13 protein-coding genes are annotated in these 11,653 nt (G+C 47.1%); 7 read left to right on the top strand and 6 right to left on the bottom strand.

From position 1 onward, the window contains the following. The first annotated feature begins 31 nt into the window (after positions 1 to 31). The 7 genes from asnS (at position 32) to ACUC6J_RS14095 (ending at position 6,237) form a co-directional block, all read left to right on the top strand. Complete coding sequence (asnS, locus tag ACUC6J_RS14125) at positions 32 to 1,327, top strand: asparagine--tRNA ligase (protein ID WP_016822173.1); 1,296 nt, start codon at positions 32 to 34, stop codon at positions 1,325 to 1,327. Positions 1,328 to 1,330: 3 nt separating this feature from the next. Then, positions 1,331 to 2,059, top strand: a complete 729-nt coding sequence (locus ACUC6J_RS14120; protein ID WP_447249008.1) for a DnaD domain protein — start codon at positions 1,331 to 1,333, stop codon at positions 2,057 to 2,059. 140 nt (positions 2,060 to 2,199) lie between these two features. Continuing rightward, the gene (locus tag ACUC6J_RS14115) at positions 2,200 to 2,865 is read left to right on the top strand and encodes an RNA polymerase sigma factor (protein WP_340864928.1); all 666 of its coding nucleotides are present in this window, start codon (positions 2,200 to 2,202) and stop codon (positions 2,863 to 2,865) included. Beyond that, on the top strand, positions 2,862 to 3,332 hold the full coding sequence (locus ACUC6J_RS14110; protein WP_263560426.1) for a hypothetical protein: 471 nt from the start codon (positions 2,862 to 2,864) through the stop codon (positions 3,330 to 3,332). The genes ACUC6J_RS14115 and ACUC6J_RS14110 overlap by 4 nt, the downstream gene beginning before the upstream one ends. An 88-nt stretch (positions 3,333 to 3,420) precedes the next feature. After that, positions 3,421 to 4,680: a multi-tm2 domain protein gene (locus ACUC6J_RS14105; RefSeq protein WP_447249007.1), complete on the top strand. Its 1,260-nt coding sequence runs from the start codon at positions 3,421 to 3,423 to the stop codon at positions 4,678 to 4,680. 1 nt (position 4,681) lies between these two features. Beyond that, entirely contained in the window at positions 4,682 to 5,464 is a 783-nt protein-coding gene (locus ACUC6J_RS14100) for a hypothetical protein (protein WP_447249006.1), read from the top strand. Between the two features lie 161 nt (positions 5,465 to 5,625). Next, positions 5,626 to 6,237, top strand: a complete 612-nt coding sequence (locus ACUC6J_RS14095; RefSeq protein WP_025365106.1) for a flavin reductase family protein — start codon at positions 5,626 to 5,628, stop codon at positions 6,235 to 6,237. Positions 6,238 to 6,341: 104 nt separating this feature from the next. On the opposite strand, the gene ACUC6J_RS14090 is transcribed toward ACUC6J_RS14095, so the two are convergent. The 6 genes from ACUC6J_RS14090 to ACUC6J_RS14065 form a co-directional block, all read right to left on the bottom strand. Further along, the gene (locus ACUC6J_RS14090; protein WP_447249005.1) at positions 6,342 to 6,692 is read right to left on the bottom strand and encodes a nuclear transport factor 2 family protein; all 351 of its coding nucleotides are present in this window, start codon (positions 6,690 to 6,692) and stop codon (positions 6,342 to 6,344) included. 222 nt (positions 6,693 to 6,914) lie between these two features. Beyond that, entirely contained in the window at positions 6,915 to 7,571 is a 657-nt protein-coding gene (locus tag ACUC6J_RS14085) for a methylthioribulose 1-phosphate dehydratase (RefSeq protein ID WP_340864923.1), read from the bottom strand. Then, positions 7,571 to 8,248, bottom strand: a complete 678-nt coding sequence (locus ACUC6J_RS14080; protein WP_447249004.1) for a 2-hydroxy-3-keto-5-methylthiopentenyl-1-phosphate phosphatase — start codon at positions 8,246 to 8,248, stop codon at positions 7,571 to 7,573. Before ACUC6J_RS14080 ends, ACUC6J_RS14085 begins: the two co-directional genes overlap by 1 nt. Further along, complete coding sequence (locus ACUC6J_RS14075; RefSeq protein WP_016822163.1) at positions 8,245 to 9,456, bottom strand: 2,3-diketo-5-methylthiopentyl-1-phosphate enolase; 1,212 nt, start codon at positions 9,454 to 9,456, stop codon at positions 8,245 to 8,247. The genes ACUC6J_RS14080 and ACUC6J_RS14075 overlap by 4 nt, the downstream gene beginning before the upstream one ends. Next, entirely contained in the window at positions 9,453 to 10,319 is an 867-nt protein-coding gene (gene proC, locus ACUC6J_RS14070; protein WP_016822162.1) for a pyrroline-5-carboxylate reductase, read from the bottom strand. Before proC ends, ACUC6J_RS14075 begins: the two co-directional genes overlap by 4 nt. A gap of 38 nt (positions 10,320 to 10,357) precedes the next feature. Next, positions 10,358 to 11,650: a glutamate-5-semialdehyde dehydrogenase gene (locus ACUC6J_RS14065; RefSeq protein ID WP_016822161.1), complete on the bottom strand. Its 1,293-nt coding sequence runs from the start codon at positions 11,648 to 11,650 to the stop codon at positions 10,358 to 10,360. Positions 11,651 to 11,653: the final 3 nt, after the last annotated feature.

Genomic DNA, 11,653 nt, shown 5'->3' with positions numbered 1-11,653 from the left:
TTTGATTTTCGGTTCAAGGAGAGAGACGGTCATGACAAATAAAAGTACGATTGCCCAAGTGGGTCGCCATGTAGGGGAAACGGTTACAATTGGCGCTTGGGTAAACAATAAGCGGTCTAGCGGTAAAATTCAGTTCCTGCAACTACGTGATGGTAGCGGGTATATTCAAGGGGTTATCGTAAAAAGCGAAGTGTCTGAGGATATTTGGAATGACGCCAAATCCCTGACACAAGAGAGCTCCCTTTATGTAACTGGAATCGTGCGAGAGGAGCCGCGCAGTCAATCGGGCTATGAATTAACGGTTACAGGTATTGAAATCATTCATTTGACCGAAAACTACCCGATTACCCCAAAAGAGCACGGTGTAGATTTCCTGATGGATCATCGCCATTTGTGGCTACGTTCCGCCAAGCAACGTGCGGTTCTGATCATACGGGCGGAAATTATCCGTGCTGTACAGGAATTTTTCAACGGCAACGGTTTTACGAAGGTAGACCCGCCTATTTTGACTCCTTCTTCTGCGGAAGGTACAACTGAGTTGTTCCACATCAAATATTTTGACGAGGATGCTTATTTGACACAAAGCGGACAGCTGTACATGGAAGCTGCGGCAATGGCGCTGGGTAAAGTATATTCCTTTGGTCCAACCTTCCGTGCGGAAAAGTCCAAAACACGTCGTCACCTGATTGAGTTCTGGATGATCGAGCCTGAGATGGCTTTTGTGGATCACGAAGAATCCTTGCGCGTTCAGGAGCAGTTTGTAAGCCATATCGTGCAGTCTGTTCTGAAAAATTGTGCGAAGGAGCTTGAAGCTATCGGACGCGATGTTTCGAAGCTGGAGCAAATTCAAGGCGAGTTTCCACGGATTACGTACGATGAGGCGATTGCCTTCCTTCAAGGTGAAGGATTCGACATCCCGTGGGGAGAAGACTTCGGTGCTCCTCATGAAACAGCTATTGCCGAAAGATATAACAAGCCTGTGTTCATTACGCATTGGCCGACTCACATTAAAGCATTCTATATGAAACCTGACCCATCCCGCCCAGAGGTTGTTCTGTGTGCCGATATGATCGCTCCTGAAGGTTATGGCGAAATTATCGGGGGTTCCCAACGAATTGACGATCCAGCATTGATGGAAGAACGTTTTAACGAGCATAACCTGGCACGTGAAGCCTACCAATGGTATATGGATCTGCGCACCTATGGTACCGTTCCGCATTCTGGCTTTGGATTGGGTCTGGAGCGTACAGTAGCATGGATTTGTGGACTCGATCATGTACGTGAAACGATTCCGTTCCCACGTATGCTGTATCGTTTGTATCCATAATCAATGACAGGATCATTTGATAAGACATCAGCGGCAGAATGGGCGGAGGGAGTAGCCTATGCTATGGAAACCGGAATGGTTCAAATTCCCTACGCTTTGCTCAAGCATTATCGGACGCTTCGGCTGACGGATGGTGAAATGCTGCTACTGATGCAGTTACTTGCATTTAAACAAGCGGAACGTAATGAATTTCCGACATGGGAGCAATTGCAGGCTCGAATTGGGTGCACTGCAAACGAAATCGCGCTTTATTTCAGTAAGCTCATGAAAGAAGGGTTTTTGCGAATAGATTCCGTGGAGGACCGCAGTTCATCCGTCCAATTTGAACGTTATAACTTGGCGGGTCTGTATCGCAAGCTGGCTGAATGTATGATCGCCGAGCGTTCGGAGCAGCACGATGAAGATGACATTTTGTTTGCCGGGAAGCCGGATTTACTGAATGGAGTATCGGAATCTCCACTTACAGAAGAACGAAATTTATTCACAATTTTTGAGAAAGAATTCGGCCGACCATTATCACCGATGGAATATGAGACGATCAGCAGTTGGGTGGATCAGGATCGGTATCCGGAGGAGCTTATTTTGCTGGCCCTGAAGGAAGCGGTATTTGCTGGGAAGGTACATTTCCGGTATATAGATCGCATTCTGCTAGAGTGGAGCCGAAACCGGGTTCGTAATGCACAGGATGCGAAAGAATATGCCCAGCGATTCCGTGGTGGCGGTCGCAATTAAAGTAGCAAACTGAGCCTTTTAGGTAGTAAATTGATGCGCTATGGCTGTCACATTGAAATGGCGATACATGGACAACGCGGAGTATCGCTTGTGCAACATGTAATGTAGGGCAGAAATTTAAAGTGAGCAAGTAGACTTTAATGATAGAGGACACACCCTTCCGATTAGGAGGGTGTGTCCTTTTTAAATTTTTTTTAGAAATATGCAGGGGAAGAAAAATTCCTGGCGTCTATAGTATTGGGAAGGGGGAGAGCGTCATTGATATAGAGAGAATCATTGAACGAATCCGGTCCGGTGATCGGCAGGCGTTCCGTGAGATCGTAGAGCTGTACAGCAAGCATGTATTTCATGTGGCCTATTCGGTACTGCATGACAGCAAGGAAGCGGAGGATGCCGCGCAGGAGGCGTTCGTTCAAGTGTACAAGTCTCTCCCCCAGTACCGGAACGAAGGGTTTAAAACGTGGCTGAGCCGAATTGCGCTCCATAAAGCGCTGGATATTAAACGCAAACAAGACAGGCGACCCGCAGAGCTTATAGACGTGGCACAATCCCTTGTGCAGCTCCCTTCCCCGGATGAAGATGTATTGGCCCGTCTCATCCGTGAAGAGCAAACGGTAGAACTATTACAAAAAATCGCCCAGTTGCCCCAGCAGCATCGAGATATTATTCAAGCCTACTATATGCAGGGCAAAACCTACGATCAAATAGCAGAAGAGACGCAGGTAGCTTTAAAAACGGTAGAGTCCAGACTCTATCGGGCACGACTATGGATTCGGAATCACTGGAAGGAGGAGGAATGGCAATGACTGACCAACAGGATAGACCGTGGATGGAAGGGCAAACGAATGACTGGCATGCATACATTACAGGAACTTGTTCGATAGAGGAATCTACCCGACTGGAAAAGCTCTTGTTGGAAGATGAACAAGCGCTGATGCTATATCTTGTCGCACTGGAGCAATTAGAGCCGACATTGGAAGAACACTCTGCCTGGATGGATACGGAGCGCTTCACAGATCAGGTAATGGCCGTTCTTCCCGATATAGAAGCTGAACCGAGTCAAATTATGTTTAAAAAACGTCGCTGGTTTGAGAAACCTGTGTTCCACTATGTTATTGCCGCAAGTCTGACGTTGATCTTGCTATCCAGTGGAGCCTTTGACAAAATGATGCCGCAAACAGGCAATAAGCCAGTTCCTTCAAAAGAACGCGTCTCTTACAGTGAAGAAGTCATGCAAGCTACGACAACCTGGCTCGATAAATTAAAGCCCTAAATAACTTAAGGGTAATATGAACAAGTTTAAAATCAACCTTCAGTTGGGAATTTTACCAAGATTCCATAAATAGAAAGGAAGTGTAGCGATGCCTTATACGGAACGAAGCAAGCTATTGGCATTTCTATTGAACATCATTCCGGGTGTAGGACACTATTACTGGACCAGAAAAGCCAATGCGTTTGTCTATACGATTTTGTTTTTCGGATGTCTGGCAGGAGGAATATTTTTGTCAGTGATAGCAAGTGACGGAACGCCTTTTTTTGCTAGTATATTTGTTGCTGCCCTTTTATGGGGACTTAGCATGCTGCATATCGTGATTAGCTTGTTACGTTATGATCCTCGTGCTGTCGCTGCTCCATATCCTCCTCATGCAGGTTCTAATCCATATGGCTTCTACTCTCCAAATGGGTCTTATGGACAGACTGGGTTATCAGGAGAGATACCGGAGGGGGCAACAGACACAGGCACGAATACCACGGGGGGAGGTATGGGATCTGGTCCCGGGTATTATCAACAAGGATACTATGGTATGGCAGGATCACCTGTTTTTCAAAAAGGATCGGATAATGAACGATTTTTTACGATTTTGCTGTCATTCATTCCGGGATTGGGGCACCTTCATTTGGGGCTGATGCAGCGTGGCTTGTCTTTTCTGTTATCCTTCTTTGGCTTTGGTGCGATCCTCATCTTTATTACTAGCATAACAAACGAATCCGGATTTTTGGCGTTTGCAGGCGTGTTGCCGATTATTTGGCTGTATTGCATGTTTGATGCGGTGCAGCATGTACATCGTAAACAAGCTGGAGACATTCTTCAGGACCGGACTTTGTTTGAGGAACTGGAGCATGGAAGAGTTGAGGGACGTCGTAGTAAAATGCTGGCTACCATTTTATCGGTATTTCCTGGTGCCGGACATATGTATATTGGGTTGCAAAAACGTGGACTACAGCTCATGCTACTGTTTTTAGGATTTATCTATATACTGGACGTGCTGCATCTTTCACTCTTTTTGTTTCTAATCCCGGTGGTCTGGTTTTACAGCTTTTTTGATGCATTGCAGCAGGTAAGCCGTTATGGGCAGGAGCAGCTGATCGACAAGCCTGTGATCGGTATGTTTGCTCAATATCATCGCTGGGTAGGCTTGGGACTGCTTCTGCTAGGTGCATACTACATCCTGATTAACGTACTTGTTCCGACACTGGACCGTCTGTTCCCGGATGGACAAATTTACAATTTAGTTGATATGTATTTAAGAACCATTATTGTCTCCCTTCTATTAATTGGCGGCGGTGTTTGGATGATGATCGGTAATTCCAAATTGAAGCGAGCAAAGGAGAAACGATAGAATGGATACTGAATTTTCAAAGAGTGAGGCTTCCTTTAAGGGAGCCCATCACTCTCAGAGCGACGTGACTGGGGCAATAGGTTTATTGGGTACTTCATCCCATAAGAATGGCACCTCCAAGAGCTCAAACGCTCCAACAGGTGTGTGGAAAGTTGGAAGGCTGTCCATGGGGCTTTTTCTGGTACTGCTGGGCGGCGTAACGTTTGCGTCTAAGTTTTGGGGAGCGGGCATACTGGATCAAGCGTTGACGTGGTGGCCTGTCGTGTTTGTTTTGCTGGGACTGGAGATTTTAATGTATACCGCTTGGAAAGGGACACGTGAGCGCATTCGCTATGATCTGTTCAGTATGTTTATTACGGCGATATTGGTTTTTTGTTGTATCGGATTTGCCTTAGTCAGCTCATTGGGCATCACTCCGCAAGTCAGAGAAATGATGAGTTCGGTTCAGGAAACAAGGACTCTCCCAGACTGGCATGAAAAACTGCCTGCCGGAGTGACCAAGGTGATTGTACAGGGAGAAGATCCCTATGCGGTCAAAATTGACGCAACCACCTCACCGGAGGTGCATGTGTTCGGGAATTATATATATACAGGCAATGAGGATGATTTCAAAGGAACGGAGCTGTATCAGACAAAGCAAATTGGAGACACACTATATGTACTTCTCAGCCAGGTTCCCACACGTTTTATGCAGACACATCATCAGCTTGACGTTACCATTGCTGTCCCTGAGGGAATAGCGGTTACTGTGCGTGACATTCAGGGGAATGTGATTGAAAAATAGAGAGGGCTTCTAGCTTCAGCTTTACATTTTGTATCATTCACGCGATACTTGTTAGGGAAGCCTGAGTTGCACCATGTGACTGGTTATAAGATGTAGTTGCTTACCAGGCGTAACTTGATGATATACATTCGAGGCGAATGTAGTCGGAAAAGAGGGGAAAAATGATTTCTTTAAATCCTGACACACTTACAGAGCGTGAAAATTATAAGCTGTTGACCGGGAGTATTATCCCAAGGCCGGTAGCGTTTGTAACGACTTTGAGCAGCGAAGGGGTGCTGAATGGTGCTCCGTTCAGTTATTTTTCCATCGTTGCCGCCGAGCCGCCACTGCTGTCTGTATCCGTACAGCGTGTCGATGGAGTTTCTAAAGATACAGCGCGTAATGCGATGGAGCACAATGCTTTTGTCGTACATATTACAGACGAAGACAATGTGGGGGCAGTGAATGTGACGGCTTCTCGTCTGTCGCCGGAGGAGAGTGAGGTTACACTGGCAGGTCTCACCCCAATAAAGAGTACAAAAATTGCAGTTCCCGGTGTGACTGAAGCGAAAATACGTATGGAATGTATTTTGGAGAAGGTGATACCGCTGGGAGGCAAGGAGGACACACCTGCCTGTGACCTATTAATTGGGCGCGTAGTGCAGTATCATTTATCAGAGGAAGCGTACCAAAATACATATGTGATTGCCAAGGAGTTGCGTCCGGTGAGTCGGTTGGCTGGAAACAACTATGCAAAGCTAGGAGAGCAATTCACGCTGGAACGTCCCCAATAGGGGACGTTGTTTTTTTTTACAACATTGAATAAAAGAATTATCAGGCAACGAAATGTTCAGAGAGGATTGTAGGATTTAGAAGAACAATTGTTTAAAAAGAGTCTCTACTTGGTTGGAGTACCCTGATGAAAAAACATTTGCCATCGCCCTTCATTTAATTTCCAAATTGAACTTCTTAATGATTTAATTCCGGTATCATTTGACTCAGTACAGTATGTTGCATGCACAATTTCTGAAGATAACAACCTTATGTTAAAGTCAGTAATTATAAATGGTATATGGTTCAATGGAGACCTACTCTTTAAAAAGGTTAATTGCATTGACTTGTCGTACTTTCTACCCGACGAACCATACTCAATATAGTCATGAGCTAATAGTTTTTCAAAATCCTCTCTTCGAGCATGCATTAACTGCTTTTCTAAACTTAATATTATATCTTTTAATTCTTTACTCAACTTATCACCCCAGGTTGCCTTTCAATTTTCAGTGATACCTTCATGGGATTAAAAAAGTCCATTTGAGAAAACAGGTTAGTTTTTAGGTAGCCAGTAGGATAGGTTGCTTTTTTTAAATAAAAAAGAGAACGTTCCGTGCTTTCGCTAGGTACCGTTCTCAATATTCATTCAATGACCACTTTTACCATTCAATGATACGCATCTTTAATATATATAATTTATTCATTTTGAAGTTTTCAGTAGCAAGGAGCGATAGGTCGTTTCAAACAGAAATTCAAACGCCTCCAGATGCTTTTTAGCTTCAAACACATCACGACCCCATGCATAAATGCCATGATTACGCAATAAAATGCCTGGAACCTGATCATTCAGCACGTCTGATACCAGCTTGGCAATCGAGGCGATGTCAGCATAATTTGGCAGTACGGGAATCTGAATGGCGGCATTTTCCTCCCAAATGTTAAAAGCCTTAATGAGCTCGATGCCTTGCACAGGTACAAAGCCCTGCTCACCGTAATATTCGGAAATCAGGTTGTTAAACACGGTATGCACATGAAAAACTGCTCCACAGCCTGTCAGGCGGTAAATTTCGCAATGGATGAGCGTCTCTGCACTTGGCTTGAGGTTTGTGGCTTCTGCCGCTTTTCCGTATTGGTCTACGAACAGAAAATCCTCAGGAGTACGTTTGGTCTTATCCTTGCCGCTAGCGGTGACTGCAAAATAAAATTGTTCTGGGTGAAAATTACCGATTCGGATCGACAGATTACCGCTTGTACCTGGGAACCAGTTGCGAGAGGCGAATAGCTCCTTGACATCAGCGAGTTCTTCCAGTGAACGGCGTTTTTCCTCAAACGAAATGTCTGCCAAGTTAAAACTCATTACAGTACCCCCTGCTCCTGTTTTTGCTTTAAATCCTCGATAATATCGTCAAATGTCTCAAAGGGTACATGCGGTACGCCAAGCTCTTGACACTTTAATGTCAGATGTGAGCGGGAGTACACAAGGTCGGCAATTTTGGCTCCTTCAAAATCTGTCAGGCTGTCGCCAATCAAAATCCGTTCGTATTGCTCGGGAGGGTATTGACGAATGACGGTCGTTTTGCACATGCCACAGTCATTCTTACATGGCTCCTCACACCGATGCGGCCACGTGATCTGGATGTGAGCCCCGGAAAAATCCGCTCCGTTGCAAAAAATGTGATCCTGCGGGATGCCGAACGGTTCTAGCAATGGATCAATAAAAAAATCAATGCCGCCGCTAGTAACGAAAAATTCAATCTGCTGCTCTCGTACAAAGTCCAAAAAGCGTGCAAAGCCCTGACGTATACCCGCTTGTCCAAGTACATATGAGATAACGTCTTCCTTAAGCTTCGAAGGCATCAAGGCGAACATCGCACCTACGCCTTCACGAATGGACATATGCCCGTTCACAATTTGATGCATGATGGGCTCATAGCTCACAGGCTTAAAATGCTTCATAATAGCGACAATATTATCACTGTTCGTAATGGTCCCGTCAAAATCACAAAAAATGACGGGCTTCTTGGCTGTGCTCATCGTTCGCCTCCCCAGGTGTCGAGCGCAGATTGCAACTCAGGATGAGTGCGGGCGTATTGGGCCAGCGGGACATTCTGCTGCACCGCCTCAATCGCCTGCACAAAAGCGCGCCCACCAGCTTCCGTACCCAGTGGATGTCCGTGAATACCGCCCCCGGCGTTAACCACCACATCAGTACCAAAGTCGCGTACAATGAGTGGCACCAGACCTGGGTGTATCCCTGCGGAAGGGACAGGCATGCTGGTCTTCAGCGGTAGAGCAGGGGTGATCAGCTCGTCGCGAATCGCCATGTTTTCCTTACGCGGCATTGTCACTGAGCCATAGGGGGAAGGGAAGAGAACGAGATCAGCACCAGCTAGCCGCATAAGCTGACCAAGCAGGACGGACGCCGATATACCATAATGAGGTGATGGGTATGCAGCACCTGCTAATGAAGGATGGGCTGCAATCGGTACCGAAACGGCGGGATCGCTGCTAAGCTCATGCAGCACATCATAACCATAGGCCAGCACGTTAAACAGTAACGCGTTCGCGCCTGCGTCAATAGCCTTGAGGGCTTGCGTCTTGAGCTGCGAGGTTGGACCGGTTAAATTAGCGGCATACAGCAGCTTTTTACCAGTTTCACGTTCAGCCGCTTCGGCAGCCCGGATACAGGCTTCGACACGTTTTTCAATCGGCGTCAGCCCATTTTCAAACAAGATCTCGTCATCTTTGATCAGATCAACGCCGCCGAGAGCCTGACGGGTAAACTGTTCACGCAGTTCGTCCAAATTGAGCCCAATTATGGATTTGAAAATGCTCATGAGCAGAGGCCGGTCATACACGCCAAGCTGCTCACGCAAGCCGCTGATACCGAATTTCGGACCTGAAAAAGCAGAGAGGAATGCTTCCGAGAAACCCAGCTTCGTCAGCTTAATTCGGCCATCCATCGAAATTTTGCCGAAGACCGTAACCAACAATGCGGGAATATCACGGCTGAAATTGACATCCGGGTAAGCGATCGTTAAGTCGGCGTACCGCTCACCGGGACCTCCATCGTGAATATCCACAGATTGAACAGAGCCGAGATGCTTTTGCATCGCATCCCGCTTGGCCTGCGGGAGCTCAGTCCAGCTGCCCACCGTCATGCCGATGGCAATAGATTGGGCCTTTTGCTTAAAATCAGCTTTGTCATCGTATATTCGGTAGGTCGCCAGGCAATAGCTCACTCAATTCCCTCCTTAAGTACAGCTCCCATCTCGCGGGATCGTTCAGCGCAGCGCTGCACCGCCGCAATCACCGTTTCGTAGAAGTCACCTTTGTCCAGTGTTTCCAATGCAGCTACCGTGGAGCCATTAGGAGACATGATTTTATGACGAAGGGCAGAAGGCTCCTCTCCGGTTTGCTGGACCATGCGTGCTGCGCCAAGCGCAGTTTGCACTGTTAGTTCATGCGCTTGTTCAGGAGTCAAGCCACCGCGGATTCCCCCGGCAATCATCGCCTCCATTAAGTAGTAGACATAGGCAGGGCCGCTTCCGGAAATGCCGGTCAGTACATCCATTTTCTCTTCCTCTATAACCGTTACTGTACCTACGGATTCGAACATCGTAAGCACGTTTTTACGTTGAGTTTCGCTGATCTCCTTGGAAAAACTGATGCCTGTGGCTCCCAGTCCAATCGAACTGGATGTGTTGGGCATCGTTCGTGCGATTGGCTGTTTGCGACCAAGCAACGTTTGCATGGTACGAATAGACAACCCGGCGATGACCGAAATGATCAGCTGTTCATCTGACAGAAGGGGACCGAGCTGTCCAAGTGCCCCGGCAGCATCTTTAGGCTTCATGGCAAGCACGATCACTGGAGAATGACGCAGCAGTTCCGTTTTGGCTGCATCCTCAGTTTGGAACAATACTCCGTATTGCTGTTGGAGTTCTTCAAGACGAGCCTGATTACTGCGGTTGATGACGGTAATACCGCCACGTTTAACGACAGAACGATTCGTCATCCCACGAATAATAGCCTCAGCCATTGAACCTGCACCGAAAAACGTAATTTGCTCGTTAATTAACACCTTTGTTTGTGATTCACACATGGATTCATACCTCCAAAGATACGGATTGATTTATGATATTATTCCCTGATTTGTCCAGTACCGTACACGCGGTATTTGGTTGAAGTCAAGGCAGGCAACCCCATAGGGCCGCGGGCATGTAATTTTTGTGTGCTGATTCCGATCTCGGCACCAAATCCAAACTCGAAGCCATCCGTGAAGCGGGTGGATGCATTGTGGTACACGGCTGCCGCGTCCACTTCTTGCAGAAAACGCTCAGCATGAGCTTTATTCTCAGTAACAATACACTCTGAATGCATCGTGCCATACCGGGCAATATGCTCCAGTACTTCGTCCAAATTGTTTACGACTTTTACATTCAAAATGTAATCATTGTACTCAGTGCCATAATCCTCTTCCGTCGCAGAGACAGCCCAAGGAGCTAGTTCTCGTGTCCGTGCACATCCGCGCAGCTCAACCCCAGCATCACGAAAACGTTCAGCCAATCCTGTTAAATGTGCTTGGGCATAATCCGAGTGTACGAGCAGTGTTTCCATTGAGTTGCACACGGACGGTCTTTGTACCTTCGCATTGAGTGTAATCGCTTCGGCCATTTCTACATTCGCTGTAGCGTCCAAGAACGTATGGCATACGCCAGCCCCGGTTTCGATGACAGGCACGGTAGCATTCTGAACAACATTTTGAATGAGTGAACGCCCGCCGCGTGGAATAATCACATCCAGCAAGCCGTTCAAGGTGAGCATTTCGCTGACGGAGGCACGGTCTGAATCTTCAATGAGTTGAAGCGCCTCGCGTGGCACGGCTGTTGCGTCTAGCGCCTGCTGAAGCACTTCAATGATCTTGCGGTTGGAGGAGAGAGCAGCCGAACCCCCGCGCAGCACAACCGGATTGCCTGTTTTCAAGCACAGACCCGCTGCATCCACAGTCACATTTGGACGCGCTTCATATATGATTCCGATGACACCCAGCGGTACACGTATTTTCTCAATCCGCAGACCATTTGGACGTTCAATTTGCTCAAGCGTGTCGCCGACCGGATCAGGTAGTGCCGCAATTTGCCGCAATCCTTCAGCAATAGCTTCAATTCGTTCCTCGGTCAGCTTGAGGCGGTCGAGCAGCGATTCCGACGTTCCCAACTCCCGACCACGTTTTAAGTCCATATGATTCGCTGCAATCAGCTCTTCTGCATGGTTTACTAGAGCTTCAGCCATAGCAAGCAATGCTTCGTTTTTTTGTGCTGTAGTCAGTCGGTTCATAACCCCGGCACTTTTTTTCGCGAGACTTGCTTTGGTTCGTACTTCGCTGAACTGGTTATCCTCTGTTATTGCTGTGTTTGTCGTTAAATCACTCATATT

This window comes from Paenibacillus sp. JJ1683 (assembly GCF_053006485.1).
The sequence above is the reverse complement of the archived record's forward strand: the minus strand, read 5'-3'. Positions and strand labels throughout refer to the sequence as shown.